Raw genomic sequence first — 25,773 nt, 5'->3', positions numbered from 1 at the left:
AAAATGAGCAGTATATGGAAATATAAATATTTTATAGATGTGGTAGAAAATAAAAGCTTTACAAAAGCGGGAACGATTAATTATGTATCGCAGACTGCGATTAGTCAGAATATTTCATCACTGGAGAAGAGCATCGGGGGAAAGCTTTTAAACCGTGGAAACGGAGAAATCATACTGACCGAGATTGGGAAAGTTGTGTACAAGCGCGCAAAAGAGATTCTGTCTCTGGAACAGCAGATGCTCCGGGAAGTGGAGCATATTAAAAATAAAGGAATGCTTCTGGTTGGAATGGACAGTGCAATCAATAAGCGTATGTGGATGATGGTAGAGAATGTCTATGAGACTTATTTTCCAAATCTTCCGATTGTTTTTACGAAAGTAGATTGCGCGATGGGAGCCTTGATGCTGGAGAGCAGGGATCTGGATGTATTTGTTGGATATCCGACAGAAGTGCTCAGGCGGATTCCGGCAATCGAGAAAAAAGAATTGTGCCGTCAGTCGGTAGGTATATACGTTGGGAAGCAGACGACCATTCCTTATGGCGAGATTTCTCTGAATGAATTAAAAAATCATCTTTGCTATTGCGCAAACCAGTACGGCGTCAGCTTACAGGAAGAAGCAGAAGAATATCTGAAGGGATCCTGTCCGATCATAGAGACTGGTAATGTGGAGACGATGAAACTGAAAGTCGAATTTAATGATGGCTTTGCTTTTGTAGACAGAGATTATTTTTATCGGAATGACGGTGAGATCAGGGATTTAAAAGACTATGAAAAAGAATGTGTGTTAAAGATGTATTATAAAGCGGACTGTAATAAAAAGACAGCATTTGAATTTATGAAAAAATTGAGAGAAGAATTAAAATAACCTTACCTTATTATGAGATAAGTTTTTGACGTTGGTATTTATCCTCCCGAAACAGTAGAATAGTCTTATAAGATTGATACTTCAAGGAGGACAAACGAACATGGAGCGTAAAAACATGTGGGAAGGATATTCGGAGGCAGAACTGAAAGAATTAGAAGCGGTGAATGCCCGTTACAGAGAATGTCTGGACGTTGCCAAGACAGAGAGAGAATGTGTAAAACTTACTCGCAGACTGGCAGAAGAACAGGGCTATCAGAACCTGAAAACATTTATCGAAAATGGCACATCTTTAAAAGCCGGAGACAAAGTGTATGCAGAATGTATGGGGAAAACAATTGTCTTATTCCAGATCGGTAAAGAACCGATAGAAAAGGGAATGAATATTCTGGGTGCACATGTGGATTCTCCGCGTCTGGATGTAAAACAGAATCCATTATATGAGGATTCTCAGTTAGCATATCTGGATACGCATTATTATGGCGGTATCAAAAAATACCAGTGGGTAACAATTCCGCTGGCTCTGCATGGTGTATTTGCAAAGAAAGACGGAACAGTACAGGAAGTTTCAATTGGGGAAAAGAAAGAAGATCCTGTATTCGTTATTTCTGATCTGTTGATTCATATTTCACAGGAACAGTTAGAGAAAAAAGCATCTGTTGTAATCGAAGGCGAAGGTCTTGATCTGCTGATCGGTTCTAAACCGGTACTTGGGGACAGCAGGGAAGAGAAAGAAGCCAAAGCGTCCGTTAAGAATATGGTGCTTGATTATCTGAAAAAAGAATACGGTGTGGATGAAGAGGATTTCCTCTCTGCCGAACTGGAAGTCGTACCGGCAGGAGAATCCAGAGAGTGCGGTCTGGACCGTAGCATGATCTTAGGATACGGACAGGACGACAGAGTCTGCGCATTCCCGTCTCTTTTTGCAATGTTTGAGACGGAGGAGCCGGAGAAGACAACCTGCTGTATTTTAGTAGATAAGGAAGAAATCGGAAGTGTGGGGGCTACCGGTATGCATTCCAGATTCTTTGAAGATACAGTTGCCGAGGTGGTTGCCCTGACAGGAGGAAATGCACTCCATGTAAGACGTGCACTTGGTAACTCTGCAATGCTGTCATCTGACGTAAGTGCAGCATTTGATCCATTGTATGCAGATGCATTTGAAAAGAAAAATTCTGCTTATTTCGGAAAGGGAATTGTATTGAACAAGTATACCGGAAGCCGCGGAAAGAACAATGCCAGTGACGCAGGTGCAGAATATCTGGCACAGGTTCGTCATGTGTTTGATGAAAACGGAGTCGGATTCCAGACTGCAGAGATGGGACGTATCGATCTTGGCGGCGGTGGAACCATCGCATATATTATGGCAAACTATGGTATGCGTGTGCTTGACAGCGGTGTGGCAGTAATGTCTATGCATGCACCTTGGGAACTGACAAGCAAAGCTGATATTTATGAGTCTTACAAGGCTTATAGAGCATTCTTAAAAGATATGAGATAAGGATGTATTTAAGAGGTATTCTTCGTTGTTTTGGATAGCAGAGAAACTGAAAAGGGCTGGTTTTTTTTCCAATGCCATGATCCCTCCAGATGATTTCCCTTTTCAGTTTCAAAATCTGCAAAACGGAAAGTTTATAGACATATTAACGAAAATAATTGGAATAAATGATAAAAAGTTGTACGATATTCCTATCAAAAATTAAATTGTAATAAAATCTTAACATTTTTCTGTCAGAATCATAAAAAAATCATGAAAAATGACGAATGTTCACTAAAAAAATAAATAAAAAAATCGAATTTAAAAGCAGTCTCTTATTGAGGCTGCTTTTATTGACAAATGGGAAAAATAGAACTAATATAATCAAAAAATTCAGGAAGGAAGGGGATCATACGGAAGATTTAACAAAGGCTCTCATAGAGGAATTGAACTGCAAAACAGTATTTACAATTCCGGTCTTTGGTGGGATCGCAGTAGACGAAGGCGTTGTCGTAACATGGATCATCATGATGGTACTGGCATTACTTTCGATTCTTTTTGTGCGAAACCTCAAAGTGGAGAATCCGGGAAAAGTTCAGCTTGCTTTAGAATCTGTGATCGAGTGGGGCGAGAACTTTTTCAAAGACATCATAGGGGAAGAAAACAAACGTTACATACCCTGGTTAATGACAGTTGCACTGTATCTTGCATGTGCGAATCTGATCGGACTTTTTGGATTTAAACCACCGACAAAAGATTTGAACATCACAGCGGGACTTGCAATTATGAGTATGCTGCTGATTGAATACAGTGGAATCCATAAAAACGGTGTAAAGCACTGGTGTGGACATTTCGCCAAACCGGTACCGCTTGTAGCACCGATCATGATACTGGAAATATTTATCCGTCCACTGTCATTATGTATGCGACTGTTTGGTAATATGCTTGGCGGATTTGTAGTTATGGAATTAGTTGAACAGGTAGTACCACTTTTTGTTCCGATACCGCTTAGTTTTTACTTTGATATCTTTGACGGATTATTACAGGCATATGTGTTTGTATTTTTAACAGGATTATTTATGAATGAAGAAATGGAATAAAGAAAAGGAGATTTAAGATTATGACAGGAACAATTATTGCAATTGGAGCAGCAGTAGCAGTATTAACAGGTGTTGGAGCCGGTGTAGGTATCGGTATTGCAACAGGTAAAGCAGTAGATGCAGTAGCAAGACAGCCGGAAGCAGAGGGCAAGATCAGTAAGAACCTGATTCTTGGTTGTGCACTTGCAGAGGCAACCGCTATTTATGGTTTCATCATTGGACTTCTGATTATCTTCTTCTTGAAATAAGGCGTGTAAAAGAACGAAAGAAAGGCAGGTAATAAGAAGTGCTGAGATTAGATTTTAATCTGGTTCTTACCATGATCAACCTCGTGGTTCTCTACCTCATCCTGCGTAAGTTTTTATTTCGCCCACTGATGAACATTATGGAACAGAGAAGAACGATGATCGCAGACGGACTTCAGCATGCAGAAGATACAAAGAAAGAAGCTTACGCATTGAAAAGTCAGTATGAGTCAGCTCTTGGCGGGGCAAAAGAAGAATCAACCCGGATCATCGGTCAGGCAAAGAAAGATGCAAAAGCAGAATACGACCGTATTCTGGATGAGGCAGATCAGGCAGCAGGCAAACTCATGAAGGATGCCAGAGAGACGATTGATCTGGAGAAAGAAAAGACACTGAGAGACATGCAGTCAGAAGTTGCCGCTCTTGCAGTAAGTGCTGCAAAAAAAATGGTAAAACAGCAATATGGGGCGGATGCAGATCAGGCGGCATATGACCAATTTCTGAAAGAAGCAGGTGACGCCCATGACGACAAATAAAAAAGAAAATGCCGGATTCTACTCCATGCCGGCAATCCGTTATGCACATGTACTTTCAGAACTTGGGATTTCCGGGGCAGCAGTTGAAGAGACAGAAGAAATTCTGGAGCAGACAAAAGAGTTGAAGGAAATCCTGGAACATCCGGTTATTACTAAAGAAAATAAACATGATATCATCGACCGGATATTTCCGGAAGAAATGAAGAATTTTCTGAAGGTTGTCGTAGATAACGGAAAAGTAGATATCGTCATGGAGATCTTCGGCGCATACGAAGAGCTGGAGAAAAAAAGAGCAAAGATCGCGACAGCAAAATTACGATATGTAACGCTTCCGTCCGAAGAACAGAAGAAAAAGATGGAAACATTTATATGTAAAACATTTGCGGCAGATGGCGTGAGCTGGGAAATGAAAGAAGATCCGGAACTGCTTGGCGGCTTCATACTCCTTGTTGATGGAAAGGAATATGATTACAGCATGGCAGGACGTCTGAACCGCTTAGAGCAGACATTAATGCGGAGGTGAAAATAGTGAGTACAATAAGCTCAGATGAGATTATCTCGATCCTGAAAGAAGAGATTGAGAATTATGATGAAATATGCAAAGACCAGGAAGTCGGCACAGTCATCTCTGTCGGCGACGGTATCGCCTCCATTTATGGAATTGACCATGCAATGTATGGCGAGATCGTAACTCTGGAAAATGGATTAAAAGGAATGGTGCAGGACATCAAACAGAATGAAATCAGCTGTATCCTGTTCGGTGATGATGCTGAAGTAAAACAGGGAACAAAAGTTGTCCGTACCGGTAAAAAGGCAGGTATTCCGGTAGGAGAAGCATACATTGGACGTATTGTAGATCCGCTGGGAGCGCCGATAGATGGAAAAGGTGAGATCGAGGCAACCGAGTACCGCCCGATCGAGCAGGAAGCGCCGGGAATCGTAGACCGTAAATCGGTAAGCGTACCGCTGGAAACAGGAATCTTATCGATTGACTCCATGTTCCCAATCGGACGTGGACAGCGTGAACTTATCATCGGTGACAGACAGACCGGTAAGACTTCGATTGCAATGGATGCGATCCTGAACCAGAAAGGAAAAGACTGTATCTGTATTTACGTAGCGATCGGTCAGAAAGCATCAACGGTAGCACAGCTTGTAAATACATTAAAGAAACACGATGCACTGGATTACACGACCGTATTTTGTTCGACAGCAAGTGAGTGTGCACCGATGCAGTATATCGTTCCATATTCCGCAACCGCACTTGCAGAGTATTTCATGTATAAAGGAAAAGACGTATTGATCGTTTATGATGATCTGTCCAAACATGCAGTAGCGTACCGTGCGATCTCACTGCTTCTTGGAAGATCTCCGGGACGTGAGGCTTATCCGGGAGATGTCTTCTATCTACATTCCAGACTTCTGGAGCGAAGCAGCAGACTGAGTGAGGAAGCCGGTGGCGGCTCGATCACGGCACTGCCGATCATCGAGACGCAGGCAGGAGATGTATCTGCATATATTCCGACCAACGTTATTTCTATTACAGACGGACAGATTTTCCTGGAGAGTGCGCTCTTTAATGCAGGTATGCGTCCGGCGGTCAATGTTGGACTTTCCGTATCCCGTGTAGGTGGTGCGGCGCAGACAAAAGCGATGAAGAAGGCAAGTGGAAGTATCCGTATCGATCTTGCGCAGGCAAGAGAAATGGAGTCCTTTACACAGTTCAGTTCAGATCTGGATGATGCGACAAAAGCACAGCTGAAATACGGAAGTACACTGACAGAGCTTCTGAAACAGCCACTGGGACGTCCGTTAAAACTGCATGAACAGGTAATTACGTTATGTGTGGCAACGCACCATCTGATGATGGATGTGGAAGATGCGAAAGTCAAAGAGTTCCAGATGGATATGCTGGCATATTTTGACCAAGAACATCCGGAGATCGGACAGGCAATCGAAGAGAAGAAAGTACTGGATGACGAACTGACAGAACAGATTATTGAGGTAGCTAAAAAGTTCAAAGAAAATAGATAAGCAGGTGAAAATATGTCGAATGCAAAAGAAATCAAAGAACGAATGGGCAGCATTCAGGAGACAAAAAAGATCACCAATGCCATGTATCTGATCTCTTCTTCCAAGATGAAACAGGCAAAGAAAAAACTGTCAGATACGGAACCATTTTTCTATAGGATGCAGGCAGAGATTGCCCGAATCTTAAGACACGTTCCGGATATGCACAGCCAGTTTTTTGATCAGAGAGAAGAGAAGAAACCGGAAGACAGGAAAATCGGCTACATTGTAGTCACCGCAGATAAAGGGCTTGCCGGAGCTTATAACCATAATGTACTTCGTATGGTGGAAGAGAAAATAAAAGGACCGGGACAGCATAAGTTATTTGTATTAGGTGAACTGGGACGGCAGTATTTTGCAAAGCGTACAGATGTGGAGCTGGATATGAGTTTCCGGTATACCGTACAGAATCCGACGCTGTACCGTTCCAGAACGATCACCGGTGAGATGATCGGACAGTTCCGGAGCGGAGAGCTGGACGAAGTTTATGTGATTTATACCCGCATGGTAAATGCAATGCAGGTAGAGACAGATACAGTAAAACTTCTGCCGCTTCACAAGGCAGATTTCCTTCCGAAGGAAACATTGAACGCACTTGCAGATGTCTATCAGGAAGGTATGGTGTTCTATCCATCCACACATAGTGTGATGGCAAATATTGTGCCGAATTATATTAATGGTATGATCTATGGCTGTCTGGTTGAATCTTACTGCAGTGAGCAGAATTCCAGAATGCAGGCGATGCAGAATGCGACAGACAGTGCCACAAAGATGCTGGATGAGTTAAATATAACTTATAACCGTGTGCGCCAGGCCGATATCACACAGGAACTGACTGAGGTTATCGGCGGAGCGAATGCACAGAAAAGGAAGTGATAAGCGCTATGACAAAAGGAAAAATCGTACAGGTTATGGGACCTGTCGTAGACGTAGAATTTAAAAGCAAAGAAGAACTTCCATATATCAAAGATGCGCTGGAGGTTGACAATGGCGGAAAACGCTGTGTCATGGAAGTAGCGCAGCACATCGGAAATAATATTGCACGTTGTATCATGCTGGCTTCCAGTGACGGACTGTGCAAAGATATGGAAGTAACCGCTACCGGAGCAGGTATCAAAGTGCCGGTAGGAGAACAGACTCTGGGACGTCTGTTTAATGTATTAGGTGAGACAATTGATAATGGAGAACCGATCGCCAAAGATAAAGAGCATTGGGTAATCCACAGAAAAGCTCCTTCTTTCGAGGAGCAGAGTCCGGCAGTAGAAGTATTAGAGACAGGAATCAAAGTCATCGACCTTCTGACGCCATATGCCAAAGGTGGTAAGATCGGTCTGTTCGGTGGTGCCGGAGTTGGTAAAACCGTGCTGATCCAGGAGTTGATTCACAATATTGCAACCGAACATGGTGGATATTCTATTTTCACAGGAGTCGGAGAGCGTTCACGTGAAGGTAATGACCTCTGGACAGAGATGAGTGCATCGGGAGTTCTGGACAAAACCGCTTTGGTATTCGGTCAGATGAACGAGCCACCTGGAGCACGTATGCGTGTTGCTGAGACGGGACTTACGATGGCAGAATATTTCCGTGACCAGGAACATCAGAACGTATTGTTATTCATTGATAATATTTTCCGTTTCGTACAGGCAGGTTCCGAGGTGTCCGCACTTCTCGGACGTATGCCGTCAGCCGTAGGTTATCAGCCGACGCTGGCAAATGAAATGGGAGCACTGCAGGAGCGTATTGCTTCTACGAAGAACGGATCTGTCACATCTGTACAGGCAGTTTATGTGCCGGCCGATGACCTGACAGACCCGGCACCGGCAACAACATTCTCCCATCTGGATGCGACAACCGTATTATCCAGAAAGATCGTGGAGCAGGGTATTTATCCGGCGGTAGATCCGCTGGATTCTACATCCAGAATCCTGGAGCCGGACGTAGTTGGAGAAGAACATTATCAGGTTGCACGTAAAGTACAGGAAATCCTGCAGAAATATAAAGAATTGCAGGATATCATCGCAATCCTTGGTATGGAAGAACTTTCCGAGGAAGACAAGATGACAGTAAACCGTGCGCGTAAAGTGCAGAAATTCCTGTCACAGCCATTCTCAGTAGCAGAAACATTTACCGGAATCCCTGGAAAATATGTACCGTTAAAAGAGACGATCCGTGGATTCAAAGCAATCATTGACGGTGAGATGGATGAGTATCCGGAAAATGCATTCTTTAATGTCGGAACAATCGATGAAGTCATCGAGAAAGCCAAAGCAGAAGAAGCTGCAATGGAAGCTTAGTACCAGTGAAGGAGTGAAATTATGGATACATTTCAGTTGAAAGTCATATCCAGCGACAGAGTGTTCTACGAAGGACGCTGTAAACAGCTTATCATTCCGGCACCGGACGGACAGAAAGGCATCCTGCCGCATCATGAAAATATGATCATTGCAGTGGAAATCGGTGAACTGCATCTGCAGGATGAAGAAGGAAACTGGATTACCGCTTCGGTTTCTAAAGGTTTTGCAGAGATCATGAACAACCGTGTCTCCGTACTGGTAAATACAGCGGAGAGCCCGGAAGAGATTGATGTCAGACGTGCGACAGAAGCCAAAGAGCGTGCTCAGGAGCAGCTCCGGCAGAAGCAGAGTATTCAGGAATACCAGCTGTCGCAGGCATCGCTTGCAAGAGCTATGGCAAGACTTCGTGCATCGAAGGAAAAAGACTGGCGGATTTAATAATAAAAGGGGGCGGGGTTTTTTAAAAAAACCCCCCGTCCCCTTTTAAGTCGTTATGAGATTACAGAGAGTAAGCCAGTTATTTCACCGTCGCATTTTTCGAAAGCCCTTTTTTCAGGAAGATTTTCTTATAAGATTTTACTTTCCCTTTCGGCACAGTGATGATCGCTTTTGCATGTGTTTTCGTAAATGCCTGGCTGCCGACGCGGGCAGTTGTAAGCTGCGAGGTTTTGATGGTGACAGCCTTTAAATTCTTGCAGCCATAGAATGCTTTTTTGCCGATGTTTGTTACGGTTGACGGGATAACGATTTTCTTAACTTTCGTGTTACCTTTAAAAGCATTGCTCGCAATCTTAGTTACGCGGTAAGTTTTGCCGTCACGCTTGATATACGTCGGTATTGTAACCGTGCCGGATGTTTTCTTTGAAGATTTGTATGTTGTGTTGCCACTGATCTTCGGAGCGGTATTGCCGGTAATGCTGATGCGGAGCGTCGGACGGTCCACGGAGTTATTTGTAGAATACTTCTCTATATAATCTGCAGTGCTGTAAGTGTTATCATTGATAAAATATGTCAGATACAGCGTCCCTTTTTTCTTACCGGTCAGCACTTGCTTTCCGGCATTTCCGGAAAGTGTGGCAGTGCTGCTCTTTACCGGAGTTCCTTTGGCATTTGTAATCTTCCAGATTCCTTTTTTGGCGTTAAAACCGTAATAGTCAGCACCTTTTGTGTTGGTTGCCGCCAGTTTAATCTTTGATAAAGAATAGTTCTGCTTTATATTGACTGATTTTGGCGCTCCGCTTTTTACACTGATATCACTAAGCGGAAGTGTCGGGATAAGATCATCTACTTTGCTGGAAACGGAAGATAATGTTTCTGTGTAAGAGCCGCCTGCTGCGCTCATCAGTCCGTTTCTGCGGATACGTTTCAATAATTCATCTCCATATTTATATTTTTTTACAGTTCCCCAGTTGATGCCATCCGGATCCGTCATGCTCGCCTGGATGTAGCTTCGTTTCTTAAGATTCGTGCGGGCATTCTTAGAACCTGCGCCGGTGAAGCTGGCGAGAACGTAAGAATTTAATTTACCGCCTCTTAAGTTGCGGTCATATTCAACGATTGTAACATCGTAATTGATATAGACCGGACATTTATAATAAGTCGTTGCAGTCTGTGTTTTTGTCTGCTGTTGGATAAGAGCTGCAGTATAAGGCAGGAGTGAAAGAGATACTTCGGAAGTATTTTCCGTTGAACGCTCTTCGCTCTCCTCTTTTGTCCAGCCTTTCTCAATGGACTGGCTGGCAGAAAATCCGATGGAAGTTTCCAAATCTCCGAAGAATGGAAGACTCTTGGAATGTGTAACTGTAACGGATTCTTCATAAGTATAAGATTTGGAGCCACTGATGCTGCTCAAAGCACCGTAAGTAGTTGAATTTGTCAGCGACTGCGTGCCGGACACTTCCACGCCACTGTTGTTGCGGATATCGGAGCTGTAAATATTACTGGTCTTTTTCTCGTCACTGATCACCCGTTTGTAGGAGTTATCGTACATTGGGAAAATCGGTGACACACGGAAATTATGAAAATACACAGCGTAAGCTTTGTAGCGTCCGGCGATATCACTGTCTTTTGCGCGGAGTGCGCCATGCCAGCGGACAACAACCGGAGATTCTTCGGTATCATTGGAAATGGAATCGAGTTTTTTTAATGGAAGCGATCCAAGCGGTGTACTCGTAAGATCATTTGCGATATGCTGCTGTGCATTCGCAAGACTGCTTTCACTGAAATACCCGCCCCAGTTATACCAGGCATCGTCCAGTTTCAGTTCAGATTTCCGCCGATTTCCATAAATGGTCATATTACAAAGTGTATCATTCAGATAACCATAATTTCCCTGCCCTTTTTCGACAGATAAGATCCATCCAAGATAATCCCAGTCGGATAGCAGATAGTCGCCCTTGCGTGTGCCCATAGGAACGTCATCATCTATAATGTAAGATTGTAGTGCTTTTTTATAACATTCCGCCGGAAGCATGGAGAGATCTGTATTAGTATTACGGTAAAAAACGCGGTCACTGCCGAGATCCTGTGAGTCTTTGTCGATGAAAGTTTTCGGAAGATCCACAAGCCCATTTATAATCGCTTCCGGCGATTCATCTCCGGCCTTTACCTGAGTCATTGGAATACAGGAAAAAATCATGACAGAGGAAAGTGCCAGGGCAAATGTTTTCTTCCAGATTCTTATTTTTCGTTTATCATTCTTTTTCATAATGCACCATCCTTTCTAATATACCTTGACGGAAACGGTTGCTTTTCTGCCACTGCCATCGGTTGCGGCGGCTGTAATCTTTACAGTTTTTCCTTTTCCGGCTTTTAAAGCCTTCACGACACCTTTGGAGGAAACAGTCATATATTTCGTGTTTGAAGAAGTGAAGGTTAAAGTTTTATTTGCACCTGCGGATGCAGTGACAACTGCCTTTAATTTCGTACTTTTTCCGGCTTTTATTTTTGACGGTGCGGTGACTTTCAGCTTCTTTACAATCCCTTTCATGGAAGTAATCTTAAAAGAGCCTTGTACTTTACTGCCATCTTTGGATAAGGCAGTGATGGTAACGGATTTTCCACCGCTGTTTTTCTTTAAAGTGACAACACCTTTGGAAGAAATAGTAGCAACTTTAGTGTTACTTGATTTCCATTGCAGAGCTTTATTGGTTGCGTTGGAAGGAGAAATCGTGGCTTTTAAAGTGAGCTTTTTTCCGGCAGCAATCTTGTGGGAAAGACCGGATAACCGGATTTTCTTTACTTTATAAACCGGATTTTCTGGTTTGTTAGGCTTTGGCGTTTCATTTTCATTGATTACCATTACATTCTTTTCGAACATGGTATTATTGGAAGAAACCGTACCAGCTGATAAATAATTTACTTTTGAAAGATCAACATACATTGCAGGACGTAAAGGATAGTAATCCTGGGATGCCATGCTGGTTTTCATGATTTCACCTGTCGTTTGGACACTGTCATACAATGCTCTCGTTGTACCATAAGTTTCTAATCTCCAGTTGCAGTTTCCGGCATATTGTGGACGTTTGTCACGCCAGACATTCTGTGCAAATGCAAAGTCTGTACACTTCGCGCGTCTTGCATTATCTTCCAGCAGGGTGACATCTGTGAATCCATATGCCAGAGCTTCCGAACCGTAGGCTTCCGAGTTGCTTAACAGAAAAAGTTTATTTACAGAAGGCTTATAATTATTGCGGGTTGTATCAACGACAGCAGCCTGTTCTTCGGAAGAAAATATCTGGAAAAATAGTTTGTTATTAAAGAAGTCAGGAATATCTGTCAGACTTCCCCGGTAGAAAATCTTGTCAGCAAGAAGAAAAGCGGTGGATTTATTCATCTTTAACACACGCCATTTCAATGGCTCGTATCGAAAATAGTGCCAGGTGCTGTCATCTTCCCAAGGGAAAATATCATAAGTCTGGGAATATTTAGTGGTTGGCCAGTAGTCCGGAACCAGGAGAGAAGAAACATCCGTCTGGCTGCGGCAAAGCCTCCGATATTTGTAGTTTCCAATGGTAATATCTCCGTTTTCATCCCACTGGGAGTCGTCGGCAGCTTTTAATTTTTCGTAAATTTGTCCATTTTCTGCTGTGACTTCAGACTGCGGATAGCTTCCGAGCCAGACGCAGTCCCAGGTGACTTTCTTCCCGGCATAGAGAGAAGAATCATCGGTGATTTTCGGATTGGATAAAGTGTCGGATGCCTGGACGGTCTCCGCCGGACAGATAAGTGAGGACAACGTTCCTGTCACGGTAAGAATCGAGACAAGAAAGATGCCGGAGAATATTTTCTTAAGATGTAGTCTGTTCATAGTGCGCCCCCCTTTTCATGATTTTGATAAGTATAGGTTTTAACGTTCACTTCTCTATCTTTATCATATGAAAAGAGGACAAAAATCATAGTGTCTGCCGGTCACATATTAGGAAATCAATGGCTATGGCGGTATTTCGCAGGGGGTGTGTCATATTTTTGCTGGAATATTTTATAAAAATATCCTTTGTTGTTATAACCGATAGTGTGCATAATCTCGTCTACGGTTTTATCCGTGTGTTCCGGCATGGATTCCGCATGTTCCAGACGGATCTTCTGCACATAGAATGCAGTATCACAGGCAGATATCGATACACTGGTTGAAGAATATTATGACAAATATGAGATCCTTTTGGAAGGAAGAGATGAGAAAGAATTCCGCGAGCATGTTGCAGTGCAGGCAGGAATTGAAATTGGATTTGAGAGATCTCTGGAACAGTCTGGCATATTAAAATAGGACTGCAGATTGGGAGGTTTGCAGTCCTGAGGAAAAAGTTATGAAAAAGAATTATAAGTGTTCGTTTTCTTCGAACAATTATAGTATAGGCAGAAATTGTGATGAAAGTGTGATGAGATTAAGAAAAAAATGTTAACAAATACATTTTCTTATAAAAAGCCATTAAGCCACAAACCCATTCCTGTGCAAGCCCATGGTGGTTTTAGGCTTATGACCTTGGCATAAGAATATTAAAATTAAAAAATGCCAGACGAATTGCTCCGTACAGCGTACTCTCGCAATTCTGCCCAATATTCGCATATCGCGAAGCTTGCGCTTCCCTTTTATGCTCATATCGGGGCGGGTCATTAAGCCATGCACCCACTCCTGAGCAAGCTCATTGTGGTTGCAGGCTTATGACCCTGGCATCTTAAATTCTGAAGAAACTTTAAAGATATTTTAAAGAAATAAGAAGAATGTGCACAAGCAGGAAAAAGTCTGCTATAATGAACAACATACGGTGAAAAGAGGTGCATTATGAAGAAAGACACGACACAGAAGAAAAAAATGATACCTTCTTATGCAATACTTCCGCTGCTGATCTGTATAGCTGTGAATTTCACAGTTTATATAGGAACAGATAAGCTGATGGAGCACCGCAATTTTTATGATCTGACCTTACCGATTGACAGAATGGTTCCGGTGATTCCAGCATTTTCAGTCATTTATATCGGATGTTATTTATTCTGGATCGTAAATTATATTATGATCACCAGAATGAACAGAAGCCACTGTTATCGTTTTATTCTGGCGGATGTTATGTCAAGACTTGTATGTGGTTTCTTTTATATTGTAATGCCGACAACGAATGTGCGTCCGGTAGTGAATGGAACAGATATTTTCAGCCAGATGTTAAGATGGGTGTATCAGATAGATGATCCGACCAGATTGTTTCCGTCAATTCATTGTCTGGTAAGCTGGTTCTGTTATATCGGGATCCGTGGACAGAGGCAGATACCGAAGTGGTATCAGAGGTTCAGTCTTGTATTTGCAATTTTAGTCTGTGTATCAACGCAGGTAACAAAGCAGCATTATATTGTGGATGTTTTTGGAGGCATTGCTGTGGCAGAGATCTGTTACCGGATTTCCGGTAAGATTATGGAGCGGCGAAGCCGGGAAAAGGGGAAAAAGATTGTTAAATAAGAAGAAAAGTATTGCGAATACCATTTTTCTGGTTTTGATTTTCGCATTAACACTTTACAGTGTATTCCATGGTGAAGATTTTCCGGCGGTGCTCAGGACGATCGGTGAAGTGAATCCGTGGTATCTGATACCGGGAACAGCAGGTGTAATCCTGTTTATCTGGGGGGAATCGATCATTATCTGGTATATGTTCGGTACACTGGATATTCATGAAAAGAAACGGACGTGTTTTTTATATTCCTGTGTAGGTTTCTTTTTTAGTGCGGTGACACCGTCTGCAAGCGGCGGACAGCCGATGCAGATCTATTATATGAGAAAGAATAAAATACCGATTCCGGTAGCAACGCTTGTACTGATGATCGTTACGATTACATACAAATCTGTACTGGTATTTGTTGGTCTGTTCGTTGCATTTTTCCAGAGAGGATTTGTTCATAAATATCTGGAAGGAATACTGCCGATTTTTTATCTGGGAGTTGCATTAAATGTAGGCTGTTGTGTTGCAATGTCGATTCTGGCATTTCATCCGGAGCTTGCCAAATGGATCATGATGAAAGGTCTCAGGCTTCTGGAAAAGAGCCGGCTTATGAAACATAAGGAAAAGAGAACGAAAAAGCTTGCAGATTCTATGGAACAGTATAAGGCTACGGCGGCTTATTTCGGAACGCATAAGAAAGTGATCTTTAATGTTATACTGATTACATTTTTTCAGAGATTTTCATTATTTTTTGTAACATGGTTTGTATACAAAGCTTTCGGACTGCACGGAACGAGCATATATGATGTAGTGATGCTGCAGGCAGTCGTATCTGTATCAGTGGATATGCTCCCACTTCCGGGAGGAATGGGAATTAGTGAGAATCTGTTCCTGATTATTTTTAAAACAGTATTTACAGCAGGACTTCTGTTACCGGGAATGGTACTGAGCAGAGGAATTGCGTTTTATGTACAACTTCTCTTCAGCGCAACACTGACATTGGTTGCGCATATTCGGATAGGACGAGGGCGGGAAGAGACAACAGAAACTTGTGAACAACAGGCTGGCTAATTCAGCGGAAAGAAAAGAGGGAAAAAATGATAGGAATTTATAATTATACGGTTGTGCTGACTTATATGAGTCTCTGCTCTTCCGTTTTTGGAATGACACAGGCAATACACGGACATTTTAAGATTGCGATTTTCTGTCTTGCATTATCCGGGCTTTGCGATATGTTTGATGGCAAAGTTGCGCGTTCTAAGAAAGACCGTACAGATGATGAGAAAGCTTTTGGTATCCAGATTGATTCACTGTGTGATGTAGTCTGTTTCGGAATCTTTCCGGCAATGATTTGTTATCTGCTGGGAGTACGTGGACCAATCGGTCTGCTTTTAATTGCATTTTATTGTATCAATTCGGTGATCCGGCTTGCTTATTTTAATGTAATGGAAGCAAAACAGGCACTGGTAACAGAGAGCGGAGAGAAGTTCTATAAGGGATTGCCGATCACATCCATGGCAATTGTATTGCCATTGGTATTCATGATCCAGTTTTTTGTACCGGATTTTGTTTTCCGTATCTGCCTGCATCTGGCACTGTTTATTGTCGGACTGTTATTTGTTGTAGACTTTAAATTAAAAAAACCAGGCAATAAAACACTTGCACTTCTTGTGCTGGTCGTTGGCGCGGCAGTGATCATTATGATGATATTTACAAAGTACAAAGTAAATATGCAGATGAACTGGCCATGGCTTTGCAGAAGATAAAAGGTTACATAAGAGATTAGAAGACGGCAGGATATGAGGAGAACACAGATGAAATACAGAGACCGGGAAGGCAGAGATGTCGGTGTTGAGACCGGACAGGATCAGTTTTTAAAACATTTATATGGAAATGCATTTGGAAGAGCTGTTATCCGGATCATGATCCGTCCGTGGGTGAGCAGGCTTGGCGGATATGTTCTGGACAGTTTCATATCCAAGATCGGCATCCGTCCGTTTGTAAAAAAGAACAATATTGACTTGTCTATGTGTGAGAAGACAAAGTTTCGTTCATATAATGATTTCTTTACAAGAAAATTAAGAGAAGAAGCACGCATACCGCAGGGAGATGAAAAGACGTTGATCAGCCCTTGCGATGGGAAATTAAGCGTATATCCGATCAGTGATATAGCAGGTAGAGAGAATGCATTCCGGATCAAGGATACACTTTATACAACCTCATCACTTCTGAGATCCGGCAAACTGGCAAAGCAGTATGAGGGCGGCATGGCGCTTGTGTTCCGTCTGACAGTGGATGATTATCACAGATATTGTTACGTGGCAGACGGAGAGAAATCCCAGAATTATCATATTCAGGGAGTATTCCATACGGTGAATCCGGTAGCCAATGATGTGTATCCGATTTACAAAGAGAATACAAGAGAGTACAGTCTGCTTAAGACAAAGCAGTTTAAGACGATTTTAATGATGGAAGTCGGCGCTCTTATGGTTGGACGGATCACAAACTATGAAGAAGCAGGAACAGTCCGTAAGGGACAGGAAAAAGGAAAGTTTGAGTTTGGAGGATCGACGATTATCCTGTTATTGCAAAAGGATGCAGCAGTGCTGGATAGCGATCTCATCCGTAATACAGAAGAAGGATATGAAACTATCGTAAAGATGGGCGAAAGAATAGGAACGGCAAAGTAATTGCCGTTCCTATTCTTTTGAGGAAAATTCATATAATGAAGATTTGCCTTAAATTAAAGTGTGGTAAACATATCGATCACCTGTCCGGTCATGACTTTCGGTGAGTCGCATAAAAGGTAGATAATACCTTTTGCTACATCTGCAGCACTGTCCATAACAGCATTGTCCTGACCGACATTGTGGTTGTATACCCGCTGTCCCGGTGTATCTACCATACCAGGGGCAACAGCATTGACTTTAATGCCATATTCTTTTGTCTGGATTGCGGTTGTCTTTGTCAGTGTCACAATACCGCCTTTTGCTACTGCGTAGCCACCCATCTGGGAAGCGATACGTCCCATGCGGGAAGAAACACTTACGATGTCACCACTATGCTGTTTGATCATAACCGGCACAACTTTGTTGAGGCAGAGGAACGGAATCTTCAGATTTGTCTTGATGATCTGGTCCCACTGCTCTTCGCTCCACTCCCAGATCTTGATTGCCTGATGTCCGACTTTGTCATAAATCTCAGATGGGTATCCACCGGCATTATTGATCAGGATATCAATGCGTCCAAATTGTTCTACAACAGCATCAACCATGGACTGTACCTGTGCGGCATCTGTCAGATCACGGGAAAGGGAAGTAGCTTTTCCTCCTTTTTCTTCGATCATCTGTACCGTCTCATCCAGGTTTGCCTGCGTTCTTGCAACACAGACAACGGTTGCGCCTTCTGCGGCAATCGCGAGAGCCGCTTCTCTTCCGATGCCCTTGCCGGCACCTGTTACAATTGCAATTTTACCTTCTAATTTCATTTATTCAGCCTCCAAAAATAAGTAGTTATCAATATATAATCATTCATTTACCTAAACAATTCGTTCAGTATCGTCAAAGAAATCCAAAGCAGCCGGATAGATATAACTGTCGCCGATCCCATGGAGGAGAATCAGATTCAAGTGATTGTTCAGATTCTTCTTATCCAGTGCAATGGCTTCTGTCAAAGCGCCAAGCGCAACACCGCAGGAAGAAGGAAGTCCGTAGATTGTAAGCAGATCCTGGATCCGTATAGAGGTTCCGTCCGGTGTAAGACCTTTCTCTTCTGCGAGTTTCGTCAGTTGATACATACCGATCGCAACCGCTTCACCATGGCTCTCACGCTCATAATGATAATACTGTTCGATCGTATGTGCCAGCGTATGCCCGAAATTCAGGAGCATACGGCTTCCTGTGTCAAACTGATCTTCTTCGACTACAACACGTTTGCAGTCTACACAACGGTAAATGATATTGCCAAGTTCGTCCTTTAAGTCGGCAAAGGAAGTATGTGTTTCCAGAAGGGAAAATAATTCTGGATCCTGGATGCATCCATACTTGATCACTTCGCCCATGCCATCGTGAATGAAATGGTCCGGCAGTGTCTGTAATACTTCCGGATCTATCAGGACGAGGGAAGGCTGATAAAATGCACCAACCAGATTCTTGCCCTGCGGCAGATCGACAGCAACTTTTCCGCCAACGGAAGAGTCAACCTGCGCAAGCAGGGAAGTTGGAATCTGGACCAGTTTGATTCCACGTAAGAAACTTGCCGCTGCAAATCCTGCCAGATCACCAATCACGCCACCGCCCAGAGCGATCAGAAGATCGCTGCGGGAAAATCGTGCCTGAAGCAATGCGTCATAGATCAGAGGAAGAGACTCAAATTTCTTCGTAGCCTCTCCATGCGGAAGCACAAGATGAAAGACTTCAAAGTCAGCTTCCAGTACTTCCGACAATGCATCTCCGTAGATCGGATAGACGTTATCGTCAGAGACGATCATGATCTTTCTGCCATGAAAGACTTCCTTAATATAAGTTCCGGCATCTGCAAGAATGTGATTCTCGATATAGATTGGATAACTGTTTTTTTCAAGATTAACGGTTAGTTTCATTGTAGCTTTACTCCTGTTCTATTGTCTGTGAATGATGTCAGCAATCTGTTTTACATCTTTCAGCAGTTCACTGTATTTTTCTGGTTTTAAGGACTGTGCTCCATCGCAGAGAGCAGCTTCCGGATTATTATGTACTTCGATCATCAGTCCGTCAGCACCGGCTGCAACAGATGCTTTTGCCATAGAATCTACGAGCCACCATTTTCCACCGGCATGGCTTGGATCGATGATAACCGGGAGGTGTGTCAGCTTCCGCAGTACAGGAACGCTCTGCAGATCCAGTGTATTTCTTGTATATGTTTCAAAAGTACGGATACCACGTTCGCACAGAATGACATTCTCATTACCGGAAGCCATAATATACTCTGCGGACATTATCCATTCTTCATATGTCGCATTCAGACCTCTCTTTAAGAGGATCGGGCGGTCAACCTGACCGAGCTGTTTTAACAGATCAAAGTTCTGCATATTTCTTGCGCCGATCTGGATCAGATCTACTTTCTCGTTGAAGACATCCAGATATTCCGGAGACATCAGTTCTGTAACGATCGGAAGTCCGACTTCTTCTTTTACTGCGCATAAGATGTCAAGACCTTCCGGTCCAAGTCCCTGGAAAGAATACGGGCTTGTTCTAGGCTTGAATGCACCGCCTCGTAACATATTCGCTCCGGCAGCTTTGATATCCTTTGCAATGGATAATACCTGCTCGTAAGTCTCAACGGAGCAAGGTCCTGCGATGTAAGCCATGTTGCCGCTTCCAACCTTCACACCAGATACATCTACAACAGTGTCTTCCGGGTGGAAAGCACGGTTTGCCAGTTTGTAAGGCTCCTGTACATGGATAACTTTGTCAACGTATGGGTTTACTTCGAAAAGCTTTGCATCGATACGGCTTGTATCACCGATACAGCCGATGATTGTCTGACCTGCACCTTTTACAATATGGGTGTCCAGACCTTTTGTTTTGATCAGATTCTCTACGCGGTCAATTTCTTTCTGACCGGAGTGTTGTTTTAATACAATAATCATAAGTGTTCTCCTCCATATTCACACTGTAAAATTTTAGCTGTTTAAAGTGCGAAACTACACTTATCTTAACGCGGAAGCCTATATTTGTCAACCTTTTTAGCCCATTTTCGCAGAAAGCGGGGATTTTTCTCTGTTAGTGCTTAGCAGGTGCTGAAATATTTGTAGATTTACCGTATAAAAATGTGTATTTTAAGTATAAACACCTCTGTTTTTAGGGGGGAGTAACAAAACGTTAAACAAGAGTTACGAATATTATGGCGCAAGGTATCAGTGAACTGAATTGTCAAATGAAAAATTAGCCGATATAATGAATATGAAGGCGATCATTAGTGACAGAAAAAGAGGTATAAATATGGAAGAAATAAAAAAAAGAATCCTTTATCCAAAGCCGTTGAAGGCGGGTAATCAGATCTGTCTGATCGATCCGGCAAATGCATACACAGAGGAAGCCATCGAAGCGGTCAGCAGTTATTGGAAAGGGAGAGGTTTTCAAGTGATCTGTGCACCGGAGATGGCATTTAAAAGGGGAACACCGAGAGAGCGCGCGGCAAAATTAAATAAAGTATTTGCTGATGAAGAAAATAAAGCAGTTATGTGCATCTGGGGCGGTTATGGCACCATGACACTTCTTGATTATCTGGATTATGAAATGATTCGGGAAAGAAAGCCTGTATTTACCGGATTCAGTGATATTACAGCGCTGCATCTTGCAATCGGGCAGAAGACCGGGCTGGTGACATTTCACGGAGGTGCAGTTTATGGAAGGACGAGGACGATAACAGAAGATGCCAAAGAAGCGGTATATCAGAGTGTGACGACACCGGTCAGAGGAAAAGCGTTTTCTAATTTTAACGGAGAACCTTTTCATATATACAAAGAAGGAATTGGCGAAGGAATTCTGACAGGTGGCAATCTGACACTATTAAGCCGGCTTACCGGAACGCCTTATGAAGTGAATACGCGTGAGAAAATCCTGTTTTTTGAAGAAATAGGCGAGAAGCCATACAGGCTGCATGGCATGCTGACGCAGCTTAAGATGGCAGGAAAATTTGAAGAAGTAAAAGGAATCATTGTCGGAGATCTGAGTGGTTGTGATACGAAAGACCGTCCGGGAACAGCACTGGAAGCGGTGAAAGAGGTACTTGAAGATGTAAAATGCCCGGTCATCTATGGAGTGAGGGCCGGGCATATCGGAGATTCCATGACACTGCCATTGCACGCACAGGTGCGCATAGAGGCAGTGGAGGAATACGGTGTACAGTTCCGGGCAATATAAGAACTGCCCGGATACATGGTTTAATTATCTAATTTGATCCCGGACAATGCCTGTGCAAAGGCATTGTTGACAGGTTCTTCTTTTTGTTTGTTCAGATATTTGCGGACATCTTTTTTAGAAACACCTGCGCCTTCTTTCTGGCGTCTTGCTTTAAATGCTTCCAGTTTTTCTTTGTGTCCGCAGGAGCATACAAATGTCTCCGTATCTCCTTTCTTGATAAGCTCCATTTTCTTATGGCAGTTCGGACAGCGGGCATTGCTTGTGCGTGCGATTGTCTCGCGGTAGCCGCATTCGCGGTCCTGGCAGACGAGAAGTCTTGCGTTTTTGCCGTTCACGGCAAGCATGCGCTTTCCGCAACGTGGGCATTTATGATTGGTAAGATTATCATGCTTAAAGGTGCCGTCCGCTGTTTTGATATCCTGGATCAGAGACCGGGTGTAATCCTGAATATCATGCAGGAAAACCTGCTCTTTCTGTGTGCCTTTCGCGATGTGGGACAATTCCATCTCCCAGGAGGCGGTAAGCTCCGGCTTTTTCAGATCTTCCGGAACCAGTTCAAGCAGTTGCTTTCCTTTGGAAGTGATCAAGATTTCCTGTCCCTTTTTTTCTATCAAAAATGTGTGGAATAATTTCTCTATAATATCAGCTCTTGTCGCAACGGTTCCGAGTCCGCCGGTTTCACCAAGTGTTTTGCGGGCGGCAGCATCTTTTGATTCCATATATTTGACGGGATTTTCCATTGCACTAAGTAGTGTGGCTTCGGTAAATCTTGCCGGAGGTTTTGTTTTGCCGGAAGTCAGAGTGGCGCGGTCAATTGTAAGATATTCTCCTTTTTTAAGCTCTGAAAGATTCTGCCCGGATACAGAAAAATTGTGCGTTTCATTATCGAAATCGTCCTCCCAATGCGCATTGCTGTCATTCTCATACACCGCTTTCCAACCGGGAGTAAGGATTTTATTTCCTTTGGAAGAAAATGACTGACCGGCGGCAGTTCCCTTGAGGGAAGTCTGCTCATACTCATAAGCAGGATAAAGGACACTGATAAAACGGCGCACGACGAGGTCATAGATTTTTCGCTCTTCATTTGTCATATGATCCAGCTGGACAAATTCCTCTGTTGGAATGATCGCATGGTGATCGCTGACCTTCCTGTCATCGACAAAAGATTTGCTTGTGTGGATCGGAGCTTTTAAAAGTGTTGGAACAAAGGCTTTATACGGACCGAAGTTGATAGCTTTCAGACGCTCTTTGATCGTCGGAACAACATCCGAGCTAATATAGCGGCTGTCTGTCCGCGGATAAGTCAGTACTTTATGATTTTCATACAGGCGCTGCATAATGTTCAGCGTCTCTTTTGCGGAGAAACCAAAACGGCGGTTGGCATCCCGCTGTAATTCTGTCAGATCATAGAGACCTGGTGAAAATGTTTTTTTCTTTGTTTTGTGCATATCTGTAATCTGTAAAGACTGCCGGTTTGCGGAGTTGGTTTGTGAGGTTACACCGGCTGTGCGGTTTTTTGTCAGTGCTTCACGTAATTGTTCCAGATGTTCTTTGTGAAAAGAACGGGTGCTTTTGGATTTTTCACTCTGCCATGTCCAGGTAATTCCGCCTGCCTGCAGAGTCATACCATAATAATCCTGTGGTTTGAAAGAGCGAATCTCCGTCTCTCTTGCGGCGATCATAGCAAGCGTCGGTGTCTGGACACGTCCGCAGGAAAGCTGCGCATTGTATTTACAGGTTAAGGCGCGGGTCGCGTTGATGCCGACAAGCCAGTCCGCTTCGGAGCGGCTTCTTGCTGCATAATAAAGATTGTTATATTTTCTGCCGTCTTTTAAATTCTGGAATCCTTCCCGGATCGCTTTGTCTGTGACAGAAGAAATCCAGAGCCTCTTGATCGGTTTGCGGCAGCCGGACTTATCCAGAATCCAACGTGCGACCAGCTCGCCCTCGCGACCGGCATCGGTTGCGATAATGATTTCTGAAATGTCCTTCCGGAATAGTTGTGTTTTTACATGCTGGTATTGCTTAGAAGTCTGTTTAATGACGACGAGCTCCCATTTCTTCGGAATCATTGGCAGGACAGACATATTCCATTCTTTGAATTTTTTATCGTAGCTTTCCGGATCAGCCAGTGTGACCAGGTGCCCGAGCGCCCATGTGACAACGTAGGAATTGCCTTCGATTGCACCGGGCAGATTTTTATGACACTTCAGCACGCGCGCAATATCGCGTGCGACCGAAGGCTTTTCTGCTAAAACGAGTGATTTCATAGATGTAAGTCTCCTTAAATAAGAGTTTTTTTATTCAACATAGCGGATTTCTGGCGGGGTGTCAACTGTTCAGATATTTGCAAAAAAAATTGCAAAAAAAGTTAAAAAATACTTGCAATCTGTATGTGAGTGTGTTATATTAATCTTCGGTCACGTTTGATAGTGATTTATATAAGGCTCCATGGTCAAGCGGTTAAGACATCGCCCTTTCACGGCGGTAACACGGGTTCGATTCCCGTTGGAGTCACTCAGAGCTTTCGGGCTTTTCATATATAGTATTTATAATATGGCGCCATAGCCAAGTGGTAAGGCAAAGGTCTGCAACACCTCTATCACCAGTTCAAATCTGGTTGGCGCCTCTAAAAAAGCTTTAGGTTAATTCCTGAAGCTTTTTTGATGTTAGAAAGAAAGTATCTATTGGCATTTCTGCAGGTGATAAAGTTTCGTGAACATAAAAGAAGTATTTTAAGGGTGGACGCACTCCGGCAGATACGTTATAATTATGCATGGATATGCATAAAAGTAAGGCAATACATAAGAAAAGAAATATAAATATTTACAAAGATATAAAAGGAGAGCGCTATGCCAGTATTTGATTTCAACAATACTCCGGATGACAAGAAAGCAGCGGAGTGCACATACACGATTTTTTACTCCGGTGAAGGAGAAGCAACACCGGAAAAACCAATGATGGTGCTGGATAACCAGATGAAAAAATGGGAACATCATTCCCTTGGAATGTTTACAAATCCGGTAAAACGTACTGCATTTGAATTTCAGCAGGAGACGGGAACTGTCAGTGCGGACATTCTGAAAATTGACGCAAGATTTGTAAGCCTTCTGAAATGGCTCGGCGAAAATCATATCAATGTCCGCCTGTCAGGAGAGAATACAGAAGAAGGTTATGCAGTTTACAAGATCCGTGAGATTGCTTTCGGCGGTGGAACAAAGCTTTCGGCGGAAGATGGATTTTTACAGTTTATGATTGAGCGTCTGCTTGCCAGCGATGCGCCGACTTCACAGGTCAGTGACGAAGAACTGGAAGAGATGGGTGACAGCATGAAGCTCACCAGCTTACAGAGCATCATTGATTTTATGGACTGTGCCGGAAATACACTGCCGGATAATATCCGTCTCTGGGCGAGAAGAAACCTGGCGGTTGCAAAATCCCACGAAGTCTCACCGGAAGAGCGCAGACATGCACAGAGAGCGCTTTCCATTATGATGAATGTGCAATGGAAGAGTGATTATTTTGAAGCAATCGATCCGGAAGAAGCAAGACGGATTCTGGATGAAGAATTATATGGAATGGAAAAAGTAAAACAACGTATCATTGAGACGATCATCCAGATCAATCGTACACATACGCTGCCGGCATACGGACTGTTGCTGGTAGGTCCTGCCGGAACCGGTAAATCCCAGATTGCCTATGCAGTGGCAAGAATTCTGAAACTGCCGTGGACAACACTGGATATGAGTTCCATCAATGATCCGGAGCAGCTTACCGGAAGTTCCCGTATCTATTCCAACGCAAAGCCGGGAATTATTATGGATGCATTTGCAATGGCAGGAGAATCCAATCTTGTATTTATTATTAATGAGCTGGACAAGGCCGCATCCGGAAAAGGCAACGGCAACCCGGCAGATGTTCTGCTGACATTGTTAGATAACCTTGGATTTACAGACAACTATATGGAATGTATGGTGCCGACTGTGGGTGTTTATCCGATCGCAACAGCTAATGACAAAGAACAGATCAGTGCGCCACTGATGTCACGTTTCGCAGTGATCGACATTCCGGATTACTCATTTGAAGAGAAGAAAGTGATTTTCTCAAAATTCTCACTTCCAAAAGTGCTCAAACGAATGAGCCTGAAAGAAGAAGAGTGTATCGTGACAGACGATGCACTGGATGCGGTTATTGAAAAATATGCAGATACGACAGGTATCCGTGACCTGGAGCAGGCAGCAGAGCATATTGCAGCAAATGCACTTTATCAAATCGAAGTGGAGCATAAAGGTGCGATCACATACACAAGAGAAATGGTAAATGAACTGCTTGGTTAATCTGTCGCAATAAATATTTAC

The 25,773-nt window shown here is 43.3% G+C and carries 23 protein-coding genes, 2 tRNA genes and 1 pseudogene; 19 read left to right on the top strand and 7 right to left on the bottom strand.

Features of this window, described 5'->3' with window-relative positions; all coding sequences use genetic code 11:
* Positions 1-3: 3 nt before the first annotated feature.
* From DWY31_RS06125 to atpC, 10 genes are all read left to right on the top strand, one after another.
* Complete coding sequence (locus DWY31_RS06125) at positions 4-867, top strand: LysR family transcriptional regulator (protein WP_118519807.1); 864 nt, start codon at positions 4-6, stop codon at positions 865-867.
* 100 nt (positions 868-967) lie between these two features.
* Positions 968-2,365: an aminopeptidase gene (locus DWY31_RS06120; protein ID WP_118519806.1), complete on the top strand. Its 1,398-nt coding sequence runs from the start codon at positions 968-970 to the stop codon at positions 2,363-2,365.
* Between the two features lie 413 nt (positions 2,366-2,778).
* Positions 2,779-3,441 (top strand): F0F1 ATP synthase subunit A, encoded by a 663-nt coding sequence (locus tag DWY31_RS06115; protein ID WP_117537526.1) that lies wholly within the window; start codon positions 2,779-2,781, stop codon positions 3,439-3,441.
* 20 nt (positions 3,442-3,461) lie between these two features.
* On the top strand, positions 3,462-3,689 hold the full coding sequence (gene atpE, locus DWY31_RS06110; protein WP_021860091.1) for an ATP synthase F0 subunit C: 228 nt from the start codon (positions 3,462-3,464) through the stop codon (positions 3,687-3,689).
* Positions 3,690-3,727: 38 nt separating this feature from the next.
* Positions 3,728-4,222, top strand: a complete 495-nt coding sequence (gene atpF / locus DWY31_RS06105; protein ID WP_021860092.1) for a F0F1 ATP synthase subunit B — start codon at positions 3,728-3,730, stop codon at positions 4,220-4,222.
* Positions 4,209-4,745, top strand: coding sequence for an ATP synthase F1 subunit delta (gene atpH, locus DWY31_RS06100; RefSeq protein ID WP_021860093.1), 537 nt, complete (start codon positions 4,209-4,211; stop codon positions 4,743-4,745). The genes atpF and atpH overlap by 14 nt, the downstream gene beginning before the upstream one ends.
* 5 nt (positions 4,746-4,750) lie before the next feature.
* Positions 4,751-6,256, top strand: a complete 1,506-nt coding sequence (atpA, locus tag DWY31_RS06095; RefSeq protein WP_021860094.1) for a F0F1 ATP synthase subunit alpha — start codon at positions 4,751-4,753, stop codon at positions 6,254-6,256.
* Between the two features lie 12 nt (positions 6,257-6,268).
* Complete coding sequence (atpG, locus tag DWY31_RS06090; protein WP_117537529.1) at positions 6,269-7,168, top strand: ATP synthase F1 subunit gamma; 900 nt, start codon at positions 6,269-6,271, stop codon at positions 7,166-7,168.
* An 8-nt stretch (positions 7,169-7,176) separates the two neighbouring features.
* Entirely contained in the window at positions 7,177-8,586 is a 1,410-nt protein-coding gene (gene atpD / locus DWY31_RS06085; RefSeq protein WP_021860096.1) for a F0F1 ATP synthase subunit beta, read from the top strand.
* 21 nt (positions 8,587-8,607) lie between these two features.
* Positions 8,608-9,024 carry an ATP synthase F1 subunit epsilon gene (gene atpC / locus DWY31_RS06080; protein WP_117537530.1) on the top strand — a complete coding sequence of 139 codons (417 nt, stop codon included), beginning with the start codon at positions 8,608-8,610 and terminating at the stop codon, positions 9,022-9,024.
* 79 nt (positions 9,025-9,103) lie between these two features.
* Here the strand turns inward: atpC and DWY31_RS06075 are convergent, their stop codons facing one another.
* The 3 genes from DWY31_RS06075 to DWY31_RS14595 form a co-directional block, all read right to left on the bottom strand.
* Positions 9,104-11,293, bottom strand: a complete 2,190-nt coding sequence (locus tag DWY31_RS06075) for a leucine-rich repeat protein (protein ID WP_118519805.1) — start codon at positions 11,291-11,293, stop codon at positions 9,104-9,106.
* Positions 11,294-11,308: 15 nt separating this feature from the next.
* A complete protein-coding gene (locus tag DWY31_RS06070) occupies positions 11,309-12,895 on the bottom strand; it encodes an Ig-like domain-containing protein (RefSeq protein WP_118519804.1) in 1,587 nt (528 codons plus the stop codon).
* Positions 12,896-13,011: 116 nt separating this feature from the next.
* Positions 13,012-13,176, bottom strand: a complete 165-nt coding sequence (locus DWY31_RS14595) for a helix-turn-helix domain-containing protein (RefSeq protein ID WP_147364891.1) — start codon at positions 13,174-13,176, stop codon at positions 13,012-13,014.
* A gap of 4 nt (positions 13,177-13,180) precedes the next feature.
* On the opposite strand from DWY31_RS14595, the pseudogene DWY31_RS06060 reads away from it, so the two are divergent.
* The 5 genes and pseudogenes from DWY31_RS06060 to DWY31_RS06040 all read left to right on the top strand — a co-directional run.
* Positions 13,181-13,333: pseudogene (locus DWY31_RS06060) on the top strand (L-arabinose isomerase family protein); the annotation flags it as partial.
* A gap of 534 nt (positions 13,334-13,867) precedes the next feature.
* Positions 13,868-14,533 (top strand): phosphatase PAP2 family protein, encoded by a 666-nt coding sequence (locus DWY31_RS06055; RefSeq protein WP_118519802.1) that lies wholly within the window; start codon positions 13,868-13,870, stop codon positions 14,531-14,533.
* Positions 14,523-15,581, top strand: coding sequence for a lysylphosphatidylglycerol synthase transmembrane domain-containing protein (locus DWY31_RS06050; RefSeq protein ID WP_118519801.1), 1,059 nt, complete (start codon positions 14,523-14,525; stop codon positions 15,579-15,581). The genes DWY31_RS06055 and DWY31_RS06050 overlap by 11 nt, the downstream gene beginning before the upstream one ends.
* 26 nt (positions 15,582-15,607) lie before the next feature.
* Positions 15,608-16,276 (top strand): CDP-alcohol phosphatidyltransferase family protein, encoded by a 669-nt coding sequence (locus DWY31_RS06045; RefSeq protein ID WP_021859580.1) that lies wholly within the window; start codon positions 15,608-15,610, stop codon positions 16,274-16,276.
* Between the two features lie 48 nt (positions 16,277-16,324).
* Positions 16,325-17,200 (top strand): phosphatidylserine decarboxylase, encoded by an 876-nt coding sequence (locus DWY31_RS06040; protein ID WP_118519800.1) that lies wholly within the window; start codon positions 16,325-16,327, stop codon positions 17,198-17,200.
* Positions 17,201-17,253: 53 nt separating this feature from the next.
* On the opposite strand, the gene DWY31_RS06035 is transcribed toward DWY31_RS06040, so the two are convergent.
* The 3 genes from DWY31_RS06035 to aroF are packed head-to-tail and all read right to left on the bottom strand — an operon-like array spanning position 17,254 to position 20,139.
* Positions 17,254-17,997, bottom strand: coding sequence for an SDR family NAD(P)-dependent oxidoreductase (locus tag DWY31_RS06035; protein ID WP_117537542.1), 744 nt, complete (start codon positions 17,995-17,997; stop codon positions 17,254-17,256).
* Between the two features lie 51 nt (positions 17,998-18,048).
* The gene (aroB, locus tag DWY31_RS06030) at positions 18,049-19,110 is read right to left on the bottom strand and encodes a 3-dehydroquinate synthase (protein ID WP_118519799.1); all 1,062 of its coding nucleotides are present in this window, start codon (positions 19,108-19,110) and stop codon (positions 18,049-18,051) included.
* A gap of 18 nt (positions 19,111-19,128) precedes the next feature.
* Complete coding sequence (gene aroF / locus DWY31_RS06025; RefSeq protein ID WP_021859576.1) at positions 19,129-20,139, bottom strand: 3-deoxy-7-phosphoheptulonate synthase; 1,011 nt, start codon at positions 20,137-20,139, stop codon at positions 19,129-19,131.
* Between the two features lie 352 nt (positions 20,140-20,491).
* On the opposite strand from aroF, the gene DWY31_RS06020 reads away from it, so the two are divergent.
* Positions 20,492-21,415 carry a S66 peptidase family protein gene (locus DWY31_RS06020; RefSeq protein ID WP_243060442.1) on the top strand — a complete coding sequence of 308 codons (924 nt, stop codon included), beginning with the start codon at positions 20,492-20,494 and terminating at the stop codon, positions 21,413-21,415.
* Between the two features lie 20 nt (positions 21,416-21,435).
* On the opposite strand, the gene DWY31_RS06015 is transcribed toward DWY31_RS06020, so the two are convergent.
* Positions 21,436-23,685 carry a DNA topoisomerase III gene (locus tag DWY31_RS06015; protein WP_118519798.1) on the bottom strand — a complete coding sequence of 750 codons (2,250 nt, stop codon included), beginning with the start codon at positions 23,683-23,685 and terminating at the stop codon, positions 21,436-21,438.
* 175 nt (positions 23,686-23,860) lie between these two features.
* Here DWY31_RS06015 and DWY31_RS06010 point away from each other — a divergent pair.
* The 3 genes from DWY31_RS06010 (at position 23,861) to DWY31_RS06000 (ending at position 25,752) form a co-directional block, all read left to right on the top strand.
* Positions 23,861-23,932: transfer RNA gene (locus DWY31_RS06010), tRNA-Glu, on the top strand.
* 41 nt (positions 23,933-23,973) lie between these two features.
* Positions 23,974-24,044 (top strand) — tRNA-Cys (locus tag DWY31_RS06005).
* A gap of 223 nt (positions 24,045-24,267) precedes the next feature.
* Positions 24,268-25,752 carry an AAA family ATPase gene (locus DWY31_RS06000; protein ID WP_118519797.1) on the top strand — a complete coding sequence of 495 codons (1,485 nt, stop codon included), beginning with the start codon at positions 24,268-24,270 and terminating at the stop codon, positions 25,750-25,752.
* Positions 25,753-25,773 lie beyond the last annotated feature (21 nt).

The sequence above is a fragment of the Dorea sp. AF24-7LB genome (assembly GCF_003478575.1).
GTDB lineage: Bacteria > Bacillota > Clostridia > Lachnospirales > Lachnospiraceae > Dorea_D > Dorea_D hominis.
The sequence above is the reverse complement of the archived record's forward strand: the minus strand, read 5'-3'. Positions and strand labels throughout refer to the sequence as shown.